Source organism: Pseudomonas sp. FME51, assembly GCF_014897305.1.
In genome coordinates, this window is record NZ_JABUYN010000003.1 from 168890 (window position 1) to 183410 (window position 14521).

Sequence of the window (14521 nt, forward strand, 5' to 3'; positions counted from 1 at the left end):
AACTCTCCTCAGGCAACCGGGTCAAGAAGTTGTTCTACCCGCTTGAGCAGTTTGCTGACCGGTGCGGCCAGCCCCAGGCGGGAAGGCTGGCGCAGGTTATACCAGACCTGCCCGGCTTCGGCCACGCTCGGTGATGGGCTGACCCGCACCAGCAACGGCTGGATGTCCAGATGAAAATGGCTGAAAGTGTGTCGCAGCGGCTCCAGACTCTCGGTTGCGTCATGCTGCCAGCCCAGCTGCTCAAGCAGCTGCTCCAACGCCGCATGATCATCCAGCTGCGGCGGACACCACAGGCCGCCCCACAAACCGCTGTCAGGCCGCCGTTGCAGCCAGACATCTCCCTCAGGGGAGACCAGCAGCGGCATTACGCACTGACGCACCGGCAGCGCCTTGCGCGGCTTGGAGTGAGGATAGGCCGTGGGGGTGCCCAGCATGCGCGCCGCGCAGCCAGCCTGTACCGGACATAACAGGCACGATGGCTTGCTGCGCGTGCACAGGGTCGCGCCCAGATCCATCATCGCCTGGGTGTAATGATTGAAACGCTGCTGCGGCGTATATCCCTCGGCGACCTGCCACAGCCGGTCATGCACCGCCTTCTCACCGGGCCAACCTTCGACCGCGTGATAACGCGCCAGCACCCGTTTGACGTTGCCATCCAGGATTGCCGCGCGCAGCCCCATGCTCAAGCTGGCGATGGCACCGGCAGTGGAGCGGCCGATACCCGGCAGCGCCTCCAGGCCTTCGATACTGGCCGGAAACACGCCAGCATATTCGCTGACGACGATCTGCGCTGCCTTGTGCAGGTTGCGCGCCCGGCTGTAATAGCCAAGCCCGGTCCACAGGTGCAACACCTCGTCCGGAGCGGCCGCCGCCAGCGCATGCACATCCGGCAGCGTGTCCATGAACCGCTGGTAGTAGGGAATCACCGTGGCGACCTGGGTCTGCTGCAGCATGATTTCCGAGACCCAGACGCGGTAGGGACTCATATCCTGCTGCCAGGGCAAATCCTTGCGGCCATGCTGGTCGTACCACGCCAACACGGCGCTGGCGAAGGAATCAGTACTCACCGTCCGAACAGCCCCTTGAGCGCATCGCGCACCGCCGGAGCCTTGTCGCCGAACTCTTCCTCCAGCTTCTCACCAACCTTGTCCTGCACCTTGCGCTCGGCTTCGTTGCGCAGCAGCTGACCGGCGATCCGGGTCACACCTTCGGTGTCCACTCCGCAGCTCTTGGCAGCGTTATGCAGATAGCCTTCACAGCGGATCGGCCATTCGATGCCGACATAACGCTCGTTCACCTGGCAGGCCGCATCGGGCATATCACTCTTGTCACCTTCGAGCAGCAATCCCAGACGGTAATCCAGCCGCTGTTCCGGCAGGTTGATGTCCCCGTTACCCTTGGCCGCAATACCCGGCAACGCCGCGATCAGGTCGCGATTATTGACGTTGCCGTTGACGATCTTGAAGCTGCCACCCAGCTGACTGAATGGCGTATCCGCACTGCCGTGCTCGGCACCCAGCGGTTTGCGATTGGCCAGTGCTATGGCCTGGCACAGCTTCTGCTCCAGATTGACGCCAAGCAGCGCGCCGTCGGCCACATCAAAGCGCACATCGCCATTCAAGCCATTGACCCAGCGGCGCATGCTGTTGCCCTGGGTTTTCAGGTTCATGTTCAGATCCAGCTTGCCGCGAAACTGCTCGGCCACCTCATAAGCCCGCTGCAGCGCCAGCGAATCGATGCCGTCAAGCCTGGCATTCAAGCTCAAGGGTGCCGGAGAGCGACTGGCGTTGATGGTCGCAGTGGCGGCGAATGTCCCACCGAAGATGCCACCCTCGAATTGCTTCAGACGCACATCGCCGTCTACCGCCTCAACGGCAGCCTTGAACGGACTGATAGTCTGGCCAGTCAGCTGCACCTGCTGCATGCCCAAACTGCCGACCACGTTCAATCCGGTCAGCGTTTCCAGCGGCAGAACCGCATCGTTATTCCAGGGTTCCGGCGCCTTCTGCGAGCTGCTGCCGCCCTGCGCTGCCCCTGCAGGTGCCGGCTTGTCTTCCTGCGGCGGCAGGTAGTGGTCGATATTCAGGCTATTGCCGCTCAGGTCGAAGCGCAGCGCCTGACGTTCGAAATCGGCCAGGCCCATGCTGCCGTTCAGTTCGGTGCCATCAACCATCATCTTCAGGTTCTGCAGCAGCATACTGTTATCACTGCCCGCCAGATCGGCGCTCAGCGCCACTTTGCTCAATGCATTGTTCTTCGCCATGGCCGGCAGGCTCTGCCCCAGCGCGTGCATCAACGCGCGGGCGTCGAACTCGGCAATATTGATCGCACCGGCAAGCTGCAGGTCCGTGTCCAGCTGGCTGGCGGTCAGCTGACCGGTCGCCCGCAGATCAGCCAGCGACAGACGCAGCTGCTTCAGTTCGGCAACCTGTTTCTGCAGATCGATCTCGCTGTCGCCCTGCAGCTGCATATTCACCGCGCGACCGCCGAAGGGGTCGCCGCTGGCATCCAGCTTCAGGTCGAAGCCGTCCAGCTGATACAGCTCTTTATCCAGATCGAAGCTGGCGACGGTGTGCAGGTCGATGCGCACGCGCATGGCCGGTTGACCGGTCACCAGCAGGCCGAGAAATGCCACATCGAAGGGCTGATTCTCGATCAACGCGCCGGTGCTCAGGTTCACGTCTTCCAGTGACACCTTCTGGGCGGTACGACGATCAAGATAGGTGATATGGGCGTTGGTGATGCGCACGCTTTCTACCGCCACATCCAGCTGGTCATGCTCACCCGCTTCAGCCTCTGCTTCAGCTTGCCCCTCGACCGCCTCTCCGGTGACGGCATTTGCCTCCGCCTGCGGCCCAATGGTTGACCAGTTGGCCACGCCGTTTTCGTCGACTTCCAGACTCAGGCTGATGTCATCCAGAATCACATCGCTCATGCGCAGCTGCTTGCGCAGCAGCGGCAGGACTTCCACCCCCAAACCCATGCTGCCAACGCTGGCCAGGGTCTTTTCCGGGTGCTCGATCGGAGCCAGGCCGACCTCTTTGAGCTCTATCCCCAGCCAGGGAAATAGCGACCAGCCAATATCACCGCCCAGGGTCAGCTCCACGTTGGCCTGTTCCCGGGCCGCCTGCTGGATCTGCTCCTTGTAGTCGTTGGGGTCGAACATGCGGGTCAGGAAGAACAACACCCCGACCCCCAGCACGACAAGAGCCAGCACCACCAGGCCAATGATCTTGACTAGCTTTTTCATACCTACTCCCGTGATTCAGATTGTCGCCAGATTAAAGGTTGTCCAACTGCCCCGCCACCTCTTCGGCCAATGCCAAACTGGCGGTCAGCCCCGGGGATTCAATACCGAACAGACTTACAACTCCTTGCAAGCCATGTATGGCAGGGCCCTGAATCATGAAATCAGCAGCGGCAGCGCCCGGCCCGCTGAGTTTGGCGCGCACGCCGGCGTAGCCCGGTTGCAAGCGCTCGGCGCGGCACGCCGGCCAATAGCGCTGGATCGACCGGGCAAATCCCTCGCCCAGCCCCGCATCGACCTGATAGTCGATGCCGTCGGTGTAGCGCACGTCCGGCCCGAACCGCAGCTGTCCGCCCAGATCCAGCGTAGCATGCACACCCAGACCAACCGCGTTGGGCTCAGGCATGGGATAGACCAGGTGACGGAAGGGTGAAGAGCCCGCATAACTGAAGTAACGGCCCTGGCAGTAGTGCAATGACGGAATCAGCGCCGCTGGATAACCACCGATTGAGTGAGCCAGCTGCTGGGCAAACAATCCGCCGGCGTTGATCAGCCAGCGGCAACTGACGGCGAACGGCTGGCCGCCGCTCTGCCCCTGTACCCGCCACTGATCACCCTGACGCTCAACCCGATCGACCCGGGTACGCAGACACAGCTGCCCACTCAGCCCTAGCAGCGCCGTCTCGAAGGACTGCATCAATGCGTGACTGTCGACGATCCCGGTCAAGGGTGAGAACAGGCCACCGACGGCCGTGACCGCGGGCTCCAGATCGCGCACCTGATCCGCATTCAGCGATTGCAGCTGCACGCCACAGGCCTGTGCGTTGAGTCGCAGCTGCTCCAGCGCCGGCAGCTCCTCATGGGTGGTCGCCACCAGCAGTTTGCCGATACGTCTGTACGGTACCCGGTGTGCCTCACACCAGGCGTACAACCGGTCGCGCCCATCCAGACACAGCCTGGCCTTGAGCGAGCCCGGCGGGTAATAGATACCTGCATGGATCACTTCACTGTTACGGCTGGAGGCATGCTCACCGATGCTGGCTTCACGCTCCAGCACCATGACTTCCCGCCCCACGCTGGCCAGGCGCTGGGCAATGGCCAACCCGACCACACCCGCCCCCACCACTATCACCTCGATATCCGCCACGCCCGCCTCTGCTCAGATAACCCCGCTTATTCTGCCGGCTCACCCGTCACAAGGAAAGCGGGGTTCAGAGCCAGCCGCCCCCCGGGACGTTCCTCCTATAGCCCCGGGGATGGGCTAGCCGTATAATGCCCGCCCTTGATTTATATATTGTGGAGAATTGCCATGACGGAGCGCAGGGCGAGTGTCGAGCGCAACACGTCGGAAACGCAGATCAAAGTGGAAATCAACCTGGACGGTACCGGTCAGGCGCACTTTGATATCGGTGTTCCCTTCCTCGAACACATGCTGGACCAGGTAGCGCGACACGGCCTGATCGATATGCATATCGAGTGTCGTGGTGATCTGGATATTGATGACCACCACACCGTGGAAGATGTCGGCATCACTCTCGGCCAGGCGTTTGCCAAGGCCGTAGGTGACAAGAAGGGGCTGCGCCGCTACGGCCACTCCTATGTGCCTATGGACGAAGCCCTGTCGCGTGTCGCACTGGACTTCTCCGGCCGTCCCGGCCTGCAGATGCATGTACCTTTCACCCGCGCAGTAGTGGGCCGCTTTGACGTTGACCTGTTCCAGGAATTCTTCCAGGGCTTCGTCAACCACGCGCTGGTCACACTGCACATCGACAACCTGCGTGGCATCAACACCCACCACCAGATCGAAACCGTGTTCAAAGCCTTTGGTCGCGCATTGCGCATGGCCATTGAAATCGATCCGCGCATGGGCGACCGCATCCCTTCGACCAAGGGTTCGCTGTAAATGAGTGCAGTAGTCGTTATCGACTACGGTATGGGCAACCTGCACTCGGTTGCGAAGGCACTGGAACATGCCGGCGCGCGCCACGTGAGCGTCACCAGTGACGCTCAGCAGATTCTGGATGCCGAGCGTGTGGTGCTGCCCGGCGTCGGCGCCATCCGCGACTGCATCAGCGAACTGCGCAAGCTGGGACTGGATCAGGTCGTGCGTCAGGTAGTCACCGAAAAACCCCTGCTGGGTATCTGTGTCGGCATGCAGATGCTGCTGGAGCGCAGTGAAGAAAATGGCGGCGTGGACGGCCTCGGCCTGTTTCCCGGCGAGGTGAAGTTCTTCGGTGATGATCTGTTCGAAGACGGCGAGCGACTCAAGGTGCCCCACATGGGTTGGAACCAGGTAAAACAGACCGGCGACCATCCGCTGTGGCACCGTATCGAACAGGATGCGCGCTTCTATTTCGTGCACAGCTATTACGCCAGTCCGGTGAGACCGACCCAGACCGCCGGACGCTGCCATTACGGTGTCGATTTTGCCGCCGCACTGGTACAGGACAATATTTTCGCCACCCAATTTCACCCGGAGAAGAGCCATACCAATGGCCTGCAGCTGCTGCAGAACTTCCTGGTGTGGGATGGCCGCTGGTAAACCGATCAGGAAAATCTAGCCATGCTCATTATCCCCGCGATTGACCTCAAGGACGGCGCCTGCGTTCGTCTGCGCCAAGGCCTGATGGATGACGCCACGGTGTTCTCCGATGACCCCGTGGCCATGGCCGCCAAATGGGTCGAGGCCGGCTGCCGCCGCCTGCACCTGGTGGACCTGAATGGCGCCTTTGAAGGCAAACCCGTCAACGGTGACGTGGTTACCGCCATTGCCAAGCGTTACCCGAACCTGCCGATCCAGATCGGTGGCGGCATCCGCTCGCTGGAAACCATCGAGCATTACGTCCGCGCCGGCGTCAGCTACGTGATCATCGGCACCAAGGCCGTCAAACAGCCGGAGTTTGTCGGCGAAGCCTGCCGCGCCTTTCCCGGCAAGGTGATTGTCGGCCTGGATGCCAAGGATGGCTTTGTAGCCACCGACGGCTGGGCAGAGGTCAGCGATCTGCAGGTCATCGACCTCGCCAAGCGCTTCGAAGCTGACGGCGTCTCCGCGATCGTCTACACCGACATCGCAAAGGACGGCATGATGCAGGGCTGCAACGTTGAAGCCACCGCAGCACTGGCCAATGCCACCCGCATTCCGGTGATCGCCTCCGGCGGCATCCACAACCTGGGCGACATTCAGAAACTGCTGGACGCCCGCGCACCCGGGATCATGGGCGCCATTACCGGCCGCGCCATCTACGAAGGCACACTGGATGTAGCGCAAGCACAGGCACTGTGCGACGCTGCGGAAAACTGAAACAACCATCGGAGAGCTGACATGGCGCTGGCCAAACGCATCATCCCCTGCCTCGACGTGGAAAATGGCCGCGTCGTCAAAGGCGTGAAGTTCGAGAATATCCGTGACGCCGGTGACCCGGTGGAAATCGCCCGGCGCTACAACGAGCAGGGCGCAGACGAGATCACCTTCCTCGACATCACCGCCACCCACGAAGGCCGCGACACCACGCTGCATACCGTCGAGCGCATGGCCAGCGAAGTATTCATCCCGCTGACCGTCGGCGGCGGCGTGCGCACCGTGCAGGACATTCGCAATCTGCTGAATGCCGGAGCCGACAAGGTCTCGATCAACTCCGCTGCCGTATTTACGCCGGAATTTGTCGGCGAGGCGGCCGATCGCTTTGGCTCTCAGTGCATTGTTGTCGCCATCGATGCCAAGCGGGTGTCGGCGCCCGGTGAGCCGGGTCGCTGGGAAATCTTCACCCATGGCGGACGCAAACCCACCGGTCTGGATGCGGTGGAGTGGGCGAAGAAGATGGAAGCACTGGGCGCCGGCGAGATCCTGCTGACCAGCATGGACCAGGACGGCGTGAAGAGCGGCTACGATCTGGGCGTAACCCGCGCCATCAGTGATGCGGTGGGCGTCCCGGTGATCGCCTCGGGCGGAGTCGGTAACCTGCAGCATCTGGCTGATGGCGTGCTGCTCGGCGGCGCCGATGCAGTCTTGGCCGCCAGCATCTTCCATTTCGGCGAGTTCACCATTGGCGAAGCCAAGGCGTATATGGCCGAGCGCGGGATCGAGATGCGGTTGTAAGGGGGCTCACCGATACTTGCGCGCCAACAGCTCCTCCACACTGACAACCACCACCCCTTCATCCTGTTTCAGACCCGGCAGCCGCTGCTCCAGATAATCCAGCGTTTCCGGATAGGGATGGCCGATGATCAGCGCTGCACCCTGCTTGCGCGCCAGCTTCAACGCGCGCTGGAAGGCGGCATCGATCGCTGCTGCAGTACGTTCATTATCCAGAAACACATCCCGCGACAGATGCCGCACGCCGTGCGCCTCTGCGGCAAAAGCGGCCTGAGTGGCCGGGGACGTGCGACTGTCGATGAAGAACAGACCGCGCGCGCCGAGCACCTGCATCACCCAATCCATAGCTTCGCGTTCGCCAGTCAGGCGGCTACCCATGTGATTATTGAGCCCCTGAATGGGGATAAAGCTGTTCAGATTGGCTTGCAGCGTTGCTTCCAGCTCTGCCCTATCCATCTCGGCATACAGCCCACCCTGCCCGATCGGCAACGCCGCACCATTCTCCATAGGCTGATGCAACATGACGGTCTTGCCGGCCGCTCCGGCCTCGCTGGCCAGCCGCTGGGCTGATTGGGTATGCGGCAGTATTGCCAGCGCCACGGGCGCCGGCAGGGCGATAAGACGCCGCCCACGGATCAGGCTGTGGCCGACGTCGTCGATGATGATACCGATTACCGGAGTGGCATCCGGTGCAGAGGCAGGTGCAGTGGCTGGCTGCACTTCAACGATTTCCGGCAGCGGCACAGCCGGGCGGCCTTCGGGCTCAGGCTCAGCATCAACTGCATGCTCCAATTGCAGCCAGCGCGCGCGCAGTTCGTCGTAATAGGCTGCGTCGCTCTGCAGCGTATCCACTGCTCCCGCGACCTGCTCCGTGATGGCTTGCTCAGTATCGGCTGCCGGCGGATCGTCCGGCTCTCCACAGCCGATCAGCACCAACATGAACAGCCCGGCCATGGTCAGAGCGAGCATGGCCGGGCGAAACGAGAAGGTCATTGGCTGCGGGTGATATTCAGACCCTTGAGCAGATTCAAGGCTTGATTCAATTGATAGTCGGCCTCGCGCGCTGCGGCTTCATCTGTCACCTGCCGGCGCATCGTCGGACGCTCATCGCCATTGCCATTGCCATTGTTCAGATGGCCGAGCAGATCGGCCTCACGGTAACTCGCTTCTTCCGCGTTGCGGGTCAAGAGCGCCCGTTCGACCTGAATATCCGGCACTATCCCCTGCGCCTGGATCGAGCGACCGTTCGGGGTGTAGTACAGCGCCGTGGTCAATTTCAGCGCACGGTCGTTGTTCAGCGGCAGTACCGTCTGCACCGACCCCTTGCCGAAGCTGTCGGTGCCCATGATCACCGCCCGGCCTCGGTCCTGCAGAGCGCCGGCGACAATCTCCGAAGCCGATGCCGAGCCGCCATTGATCAGCACCACCAGCGGAATCTTCTTGCCGGGGTTGGCTGGGGAGGCGTTGAAGCGCATTTCGGTATTCGGCAAGCGGCCCTTGGTGTAGACGATCAGGCCATCGCTGAGAAAGGCGTCGGCAACCTCCACTGCGGACTGCAAGACGCCGCCCGGGTTGTTGCGCAGGTCCAGCACCAGCCCCTTGAGCTCATCCTTGGCAGTCAGCGTTTTCAGGCTGCGGCGGACTTCTTCTCCAGTATTGTTCTGGAACTGGGTAATACGCAGGTAGGCATAGCCCGGGTCGAGCGCCTCGGTGCGCACGCTTTTCACCTTGATCACCGCCCGCTCCAACTCAACGTCGAAAGCCGTACCGGCACCACGTACCAGCGTCAGAGTGATTTTCGAGCCGGCCGGCCCGCGCATTCTGTCAACCGCATCCACCAGGCTCATGCCCTTGACCGGATGATCATCAATCTTGACGATCAGATCTCCCGGCTCGATACCAGCGCGGGAGGCCGGGGTATCATCGATCGGCGAGATGACCTTGATGAAACCATCTTCCTGCCCCACTTCGATGCCCAAGCCACCGAATTGACCGCTGGTGGTGTCCTGCAGCCCCTGGAAGGCTTCGGGCTCGAGATAGGCCGAGTGCGGATCCAGCCCGTCGAGCATGCCGCGAATGGCATTCTCCAGAAGAGTGGCATCGTCGACCGGCTCGACGTAAGAAGTACGAATGCGCTCGAGCACCTCGGTAAAGGTACGTAACTCATTGAGCGGAAGCGGGGCACCAGCTTCGCTGTCCTGCGCCTGAGCGGAAATTACGCCAAGTACGAGAGTCAGACAGGCAATGGACAAATTACGCACAGCGGTCATCGAATTCTCCGAGTCAAGACAGTGGGTCCTTGAAAGATGCCGGCAAACACGCCGGTCATTACTGATGACCTCCGGCCGCCTGGGGTCACTCAATGCCATCTCTATCCCTGAAAAAGCGCAGCGAGCCCCTGCAGCATGACCGAGCGCATGGGATTTTTCAAAGGATTCTCAGCCAGAGAGCATACACCAGGCGGCCGGATCGAGTGCCCGCCCCCGATGACGAATGGAAAAATACAGTGCAGCCTCGCCCATCCCGCCGCTGTTACCCACGGTGGCTACGGCCTCGCCCGGCTGAACCCAGCTGCCGACATCTCGCAGTAAACTCTGATTATGACCGTACAGGCTCAGATAGCCGTTGCCGTGATCGAGGATCAGCAACAGCCCGGAGCCACGCAACCAGTCGGCGAAGACCACACGTCCGCCGTGCACCGCGTGCACCTGCGCACCTTCCCGTGCACTGATCAGCAAGCCATCCCATTTGAGCCTGGAATCTGCGCCCCGCTGACTGCCGAAGCGTGCCTGGATCTTGCCATTGACCGGTAGCGGCAGCTTGCCCTTGGCCTGGGCGAAAGGCAGGCTGCCGGCCGGCGCCGGAATACTGGTGATCGCCTCATCAAGCTTCTTGATCAGCGCAGCCAGCTCGGCCCGTTCCGTTTCACGTTGGCTGATCTGCTGTTGCTGGGATTGGCTACGCCCACGTAGCCCGGCCAGGACCTTGGCGCGATTCTCCCGCTCGGACTCCAGCTCCTGTTGGCGCGCCGCCAGCGCCTGCCGATCCTGCTGCAGTGCTGTCTGCTGGCTGGCAATCTGTGCGCTGGCGTCGCGAATCTGCTCGATGGTATCGGTGTAACGCTCTATCTCCTCAACCCGCGCCCGGCTGACATAGCCGTAATAGCGCAGCATGCGCGCGACGCGTGAGGGGTCATCCTGGTTGAGCACCATCTTCAGATAATCCTGACGCCCAGCCATATAGGCTGCACGCACCTGCCTGGCAATCTGCTCCTGCTGAACTTCCAGTGCAACCTGCAACGCCTCGGCCTGCTGCTGCAGGTCGTGCAGACGGCTCTCGCCCTCGCGAATCTGCTGTTCCATGTCAGTGCTTTCCCGGCGCAACCGACCGATTTCGCTCTCGCTGGTCTCCAGCTCTTTTTCCAGGCCGGACACTTCCTGCTTAAGCGAGCCCAGCAGCTTCTTCAGCCGGGCAATTTCCTGCTCGGTCTGCTTCAGCTCGGCCCTCGCCTTCTCGGCATCAGCCGGCTGCGCCAGCGCAGGTAGCGCCGGCAACATCAGCAAAAGACAAAGCACCGCACCGGCCCATGACCGATAGCTCATGATCGCGGCTCAGCCGTGCAGGCTGACGATGGAACGACCGGTCATCTCCGCCGGCTGTTCCAGCCCCAGCAGCGTCAACACGGTAGGCGCCACGTCGGACAGAATACCGCCGTCACGCATGCTCACCTTGCGTGGCCCGACATATACGAAAGGGACCGGTTCGCAGGTGTGCGCAGTGTGGGCCTGGCCAGTGCTGCTGTCAGCCATCTGCTCAACGTTGCCGTGGTCGGCGGTGATCAGCGCTTCGCCACCCACCTTGGCCAGCGCCGACTCAATGCGGCCGATGCAATGATCCAGACATTCAACCGCCTTGACCGCCGCCTCGAACACCCCGGTATGGCCAACCATGTCGCCGTTGGCATAATTGACGATGATGGCGTCGTAACGCTGTTGCTCGATGGCTTCAACGATGCGATCAGTCACTTCCGGCGCGCTCATCTCCGGCTGGAGGTCATAGGTGGCGACCTTGGGCGATGGAATCAGGATGCGCTCTTCGCCTTCGAAAGGTTCTTCGCGACCACCGGAAAAGAAGAAGGTGACGTGGGCGTACTTCTCGGTTTCAGCGATACGCAGCTGGGTCTTGCCATTGTTTGCCAGATATTCACCCAGCACGTTGGTCAGCGAGGACGGCGGGAAGGCGCAGGGGGCGGGAATATCTGCTGCATATTGGGTGAGCATGACGTAACCGGCCATGTTCAGCGCACGCTGCCGGGCGAAGCCGTCAAAGTCCGGCTGAACGAAGGCACGGCTCAATTCACGGGCGCGGTCGGCGCGGAAGTTCATGAAGATGACGGCATCACCGTCCTCCACCCTGACCGGCTCGCCGATGACGGTAGCCTTGACGAACTCATCGCTCTCGCCACGCTGGTAGGCCGCTTCCAGCCCGGCCTCGGCGCTGGCGGCGCTGAAGTCGCCCTGCCCTTCGCTGATCAGGTTATAGGCAGCTTCGACACGCTCCCAGCGATTGTCGCGGTCCATGGCGAAATAACGACCGATCAGGCTGGCAGTACGCCCCTTGCCCAGGCGTTGATAAGCCTGCTCCAGCAGAACCAGGGAAGGCGCAGCGCTTTTTGGCGGCGTATCGCGACCATCAAGGAAGGCATGCACGTGAATCTGCTCGGCACCGCGGCCGGCCGCCAGCTCAACCATGGCGACCATCTGACTCTCATGACTGTGCACCCCACCCGGCGACAGCAGCCCCATGACATGTACCGCGCGACCAGCCTGCACCGCTTTGTCGACCGCCTGGCAAATGGCGTCATTGGTGAAGAAGTCGCCATCGTCGATGGCCTTGGTCACCCGGGTGAAATCCTGATACACCACCCGGCCTGCACCGAGGTTCATGTGGCCGACTTCGGAGTTGCCCATCTGCCCGTCCGGCAACCCCACATCCATACCGGAACCGGAAACCAGGGTATGCGGTGCGTTCGCCCACAGGCGATCCCAGACAGGGGTGTTGGCTGCCATGATTGCGTTGGACTCAGGCGAATCACTGTGTCCAAAGCCATCCAGAATCATCAATACCACGGGTTTGGGAGTTGCTGTCATCCGATTAGACTCGCTGTATGAAAGAGGCAAGGGAGTGCACTGCCGCGCCGCGGCAGGCATGCTGCCGCCAGTTTACTTGGCCGGCTGCGGTGTGTCATGCACACCGGAGGTTCTGCCACCCGACCGGGCTGTGTATACTGGCGGCCTTCAACGATTCCGGAATTATACTTCATGCAGTTTCTACAGCATCTTATCGAGTTCATAGGCAATCATTATTGGTTGACCACGGCCTTCCTGATTGTACTGGCACTGCTGATCATTACCGAAGGTCGCAAGGCCGGCAAAGCCATCACCACTCAGCAGGCTACCGCGCTGATCAACCGGGAAAACGCGCTGGTCGTCGATGTGCGACCGAAGAAAGACTACGCTGCCGGGCATATTGTCGACTCGATCAGCATTCCTCAGGACAGCTTCGCCACTCGGATGGTCGAGCTGGAAAAGCACAAGGAACGCCCGATTATTCTGGTGTGTGCCAACGGCCAACATTCCGGCCCTTGCTCCAAGCAGCTGAAGGCCGCAGGCTACAATCAGGTAAGCCGGCTGGCCAGTGGCATCGGAGGCTGGCGTTCAGACAACCTGCCACTTGTTAAGGGCTGATATGACTGACATCACTATATACAGCAGCAATTACTGTCCATTCTGCATTCGCGCCAAGCAACTGCTGGACAGGAAGGGTGCCGCTTACAACGAGATTCGGGTAGACGGCAAGCCCGACGTGCGCGCCGAGATGACTCGGCTGGCCGGCAGGACTTCGGTACCGCAGATCTGGATCAACGGCACCCATGTCGGCGGCTGCGATGAACTGATAGCACTGGAACGCTCGGGCAAACTGGATACAATGCTGGCGGGCTGAATTTACAGGTAGCCCAAGACCAATAGAACCAACAAGGACTGAACATGGCTGACGAACAACAGAACAACACAACCGCCAATGGCGCACAAGGTAACCAGCCGCAGGTGCAGTTCAATCTGCAGCGCATCTACATCAAGGATCTCTCCTTTGAGTCCCCGAAAGCGCCGGCAGTGTTTCAGAGCCAGTGGAACCCGAAGGTCAATCTCGACCTGAACACGCGCCACACCGAGCTGCAGGAAGGCATCTACGAAGTGGTGCTGAGCCTGTCCGCCACTGTCACCAATGGCGAAGAGGAAGTTACCTTCATCGCCGAAGTGCAGCAGGCTGGCATCTTCGCCATCAACGGTCTGGATGAAGCCGGTATGCGTCACACACTCGGCGCCTTCTGCCCGAATATCCTGTTTCCTTATGCGCGTGAGGCCATCGACAGCCTGGTTCTGCGTGGCAGCTTCCCTCCCCTGATGCTGGCTCCGGTCAATTTCGACGCCCTCTTCGCCCAGGCCGAGCAGCGCCGCACCGCGGAAGCAGCCGAAGCCGAGGCCTGATTGTTCGCGTTCGCCGGTCCGCTCTGCGACCGGCGACGCTTGCGCCTCTTGTCAGCTACTCTGCCATCATCTAAGGTATTTGCCGCTTCCCCCCAGCTATGGATGTGCGCATGACCCTGCCTGCTTCACGCCCGCTTTACCTGCTCGCCTTCATCACCTGCGCCCTGCTTCTGGCGGCAGCGTATTACATGGAATACGTCATGGGGTTGCTGCCGTGCCCGCTATGCATCGTGCAGCGCTTTGCCATCCTGCTTATCGGTCTGGTCTGTCTGGCCGCCGTACTGCACAACCCGCAACCCAAACGTGAACACCGCCGCAATCTGGCCGCCCGTGCCTATGCCTTCGGCGTCACCCTGTTTGCCGTATTCGGCGGCGCCACCGCCAGCCGCCAGGTCTGGCTGCAGCATCAACCAGCCGACCAGCTGCCATCCTGCCTGCCCAGCCTCGACTACATGGTGGATGTATTGCCCGTATTCGAAATGCTCACTCTGCTGTTCAGCGGCACCGCCGACTGCGCCAAGGTGACCTGGACCTTTCTCGGCTTGAGTATTGCCGAATGCACGCTGCTGGCTTTCATCGGCTTTGCACTGTTCGGACTGGTTCAATTGATCCGCCGCGAAGACTGAAACACAC

15 protein-coding genes are annotated in these 14521 nt (G+C 61.3%); 8 read left to right on the forward strand and 7 right to left on the reverse strand.

The features are described 5' to 3' along the window. Positions 1-8: 8 nt before the first annotated feature. From mutY to INT39_RS07355, 3 genes are read right to left on the reverse strand one after another with little or no spacing between them, the layout of a single operon-like run. Positions 9-1067 carry an A/G-specific adenine glycosylase gene (gene mutY / locus INT39_RS07345; RefSeq protein WP_193073315.1) on the reverse strand — a complete coding sequence of 353 codons (1059 nt, stop codon included), beginning with the start codon at positions 1065-1067 and terminating at the stop codon, positions 9-11. Further along, on the reverse strand, positions 1064-3250 hold the full coding sequence (locus INT39_RS07350) for an AsmA family protein (protein WP_193073316.1): 2187 nt from the start codon (positions 3248-3250) through the stop codon (positions 1064-1066). Before INT39_RS07350 ends, mutY begins: the two co-directional genes overlap by 4 nt. Before the next feature lie 31 nt (positions 3251-3281). After that, the gene (locus INT39_RS07355) at positions 3282-4394 is read right to left on the reverse strand and encodes an NAD(P)/FAD-dependent oxidoreductase (RefSeq protein ID WP_193073317.1); all 1113 of its coding nucleotides are present in this window, start codon (positions 4392-4394) and stop codon (positions 3282-3284) included. A gap of 162 nt (positions 4395-4556) precedes the next feature. Between INT39_RS07355 and hisB the strand changes: the two genes are divergently transcribed. The 4 genes from hisB to hisF are packed head-to-tail and all read left to right on the forward strand — an operon-like array spanning position 4557 to position 7343. After that, the gene (gene hisB, locus INT39_RS07360; protein WP_193073318.1) at positions 4557-5150 is read left to right on the forward strand and encodes an imidazoleglycerol-phosphate dehydratase HisB; all 594 of its coding nucleotides are present in this window, start codon (positions 4557-4559) and stop codon (positions 5148-5150) included. Then, the gene (gene hisH / locus INT39_RS07365; protein ID WP_193073319.1) at positions 5151-5789 is read left to right on the forward strand and encodes an imidazole glycerol phosphate synthase subunit HisH; all 639 of its coding nucleotides are present in this window, start codon (positions 5151-5153) and stop codon (positions 5787-5789) included. A gap of 21 nt (positions 5790-5810) precedes the next feature. Further along, positions 5811-6548, forward strand: coding sequence for a 1-(5-phosphoribosyl)-5-[(5-phosphoribosylamino)methylideneamino]imidazole-4-carboxamide isomerase (gene hisA / locus INT39_RS07370; RefSeq protein WP_193073320.1), 738 nt, complete (start codon positions 5811-5813; stop codon positions 6546-6548). A gap of 21 nt (positions 6549-6569) precedes the next feature. Then, entirely contained in the window at positions 6570-7343 is a 774-nt protein-coding gene (gene hisF, locus INT39_RS07375) for an imidazole glycerol phosphate synthase subunit HisF (RefSeq protein ID WP_193073321.1), read from the forward strand. 6 nt (positions 7344-7349) lie between these two features. Here hisF and INT39_RS07380 read toward each other — a convergent pair whose 3' ends face one another. The 4 genes from INT39_RS07380 to gpmI form a co-directional block, all read right to left on the reverse strand. Then, entirely contained in the window at positions 7350-8333 is a 984-nt protein-coding gene (locus INT39_RS07380; RefSeq protein ID WP_226944605.1) for a divergent polysaccharide deacetylase family protein, read from the reverse strand. Then, positions 8330-9610 carry a S41 family peptidase gene (locus INT39_RS07385; RefSeq protein ID WP_193073322.1) on the reverse strand — a complete coding sequence of 427 codons (1281 nt, stop codon included), beginning with the start codon at positions 9608-9610 and terminating at the stop codon, positions 8330-8332. Before INT39_RS07385 ends, INT39_RS07380 begins: the two co-directional genes overlap by 4 nt. Positions 9611-9778: 168 nt before the next feature. Beyond that, entirely contained in the window at positions 9779-10942 is a 1164-nt protein-coding gene (locus INT39_RS07390) for a murein hydrolase activator EnvC family protein (protein WP_193073323.1), read from the reverse strand. Between the two features lie 9 nt (positions 10943-10951). Continuing rightward, the gene (gene gpmI, locus INT39_RS07395) at positions 10952-12490 is read right to left on the reverse strand and encodes a 2,3-bisphosphoglycerate-independent phosphoglycerate mutase (RefSeq protein WP_193073324.1); all 1539 of its coding nucleotides are present in this window, start codon (positions 12488-12490) and stop codon (positions 10952-10954) included. Between the two features lie 171 nt (positions 12491-12661). Here gpmI and INT39_RS07400 point away from each other — a divergent pair, with 171 nt between their 5' ends. The 4 genes from INT39_RS07400 to INT39_RS07415 all read left to right on the forward strand — a co-directional run bounded on the left by INT39_RS07400 (position 12662) and on the right by INT39_RS07415 (position 14514). Continuing rightward, complete coding sequence (locus INT39_RS07400) at positions 12662-13087, forward strand: rhodanese-like domain-containing protein (RefSeq protein WP_193073325.1); 426 nt, start codon at positions 12662-12664, stop codon at positions 13085-13087. Between the two features lies 1 nt (position 13088). Beyond that, positions 13089-13343 (forward strand): glutaredoxin 3, encoded by a 255-nt coding sequence (grxC, locus tag INT39_RS07405; protein WP_193073326.1) that lies wholly within the window; start codon positions 13089-13091, stop codon positions 13341-13343. 44 nt (positions 13344-13387) lie between these two features. Continuing rightward, positions 13388-13888: a protein-export chaperone SecB gene (secB, locus tag INT39_RS07410; protein ID WP_193073327.1), complete on the forward strand. Its 501-nt coding sequence runs from the start codon at positions 13388-13390 to the stop codon at positions 13886-13888. A 110-nt stretch (positions 13889-13998) separates the two neighbouring features. Beyond that, complete coding sequence (locus tag INT39_RS07415) at positions 13999-14514, forward strand: disulfide bond formation protein B (protein WP_193073328.1); 516 nt, start codon at positions 13999-14001, stop codon at positions 14512-14514. The last annotated feature ends 7 nt before the right edge of the window (positions 14515-14521 follow it).

Excerpts from the sequence above, each read along its gene's own strand:
- hisB (WP_193073318.1), top strand. The coding sequence starts at position 4,557 with ATGACGGAGCGCAGGGCGAGTGTCGAGCGCAACACGTCGGAAACGCAG.
- secB (WP_193073327.1), top strand. The coding sequence starts at position 13,388 with ATGGCTGACGAACAACAGAACAACACAACCGCCAATGGCGCACAAGGT.
- gpmI (WP_193073324.1), bottom strand. The coding sequence starts at position 12,490 with ATGACAGCAACTCCCAAACCCGTGGTATTGATGATTCTGGATGGCTTT.
- hisH (WP_193073319.1), top strand. The coding sequence starts at position 5,151 with ATGAGTGCAGTAGTCGTTATCGACTACGGTATGGGCAACCTGCACTCG.
- INT39_RS07415 (WP_193073328.1), top strand. The coding sequence starts at position 13,999 with ATGACCCTGCCTGCTTCACGCCCGCTTTACCTGCTCGCCTTCATCACC.
- hisA (WP_193073320.1), top strand. The coding sequence starts at position 5,811 with ATGCTCATTATCCCCGCGATTGACCTCAAGGACGGCGCCTGCGTTCGT.
- INT39_RS07400 (WP_193073325.1), top strand. The coding sequence starts at position 12,662 with ATGCAGTTTCTACAGCATCTTATCGAGTTCATAGGCAATCATTATTGG.
- INT39_RS07380 (WP_226944605.1), bottom strand. The coding sequence starts at position 8,333 with ATGACCTTCTCGTTTCGCCCGGCCATGCTCGCTCTGACCATGGCCGGG.
- hisF (WP_193073321.1), top strand. The coding sequence starts at position 6,570 with ATGGCGCTGGCCAAACGCATCATCCCCTGCCTCGACGTGGAAAATGGC.
- grxC (WP_193073326.1), top strand. The coding sequence starts at position 13,089 with ATGACTGACATCACTATATACAGCAGCAATTACTGTCCATTCTGCATT.
- INT39_RS07390 (WP_193073323.1), bottom strand. The coding sequence starts at position 10,942 with ATGAGCTATCGGTCATGGGCCGGTGCGGTGCTTTGTCTTTTGCTGATG.
- INT39_RS07385 (WP_193073322.1), bottom strand. The coding sequence starts at position 9,610 with ATGACCGCTGTGCGTAATTTGTCCATTGCCTGTCTGACTCTCGTACTT.
- INT39_RS07350 (WP_193073316.1), bottom strand. The coding sequence starts at position 3,250 with ATGAAAAAGCTAGTCAAGATCATTGGCCTGGTGGTGCTGGCTCTTGTC.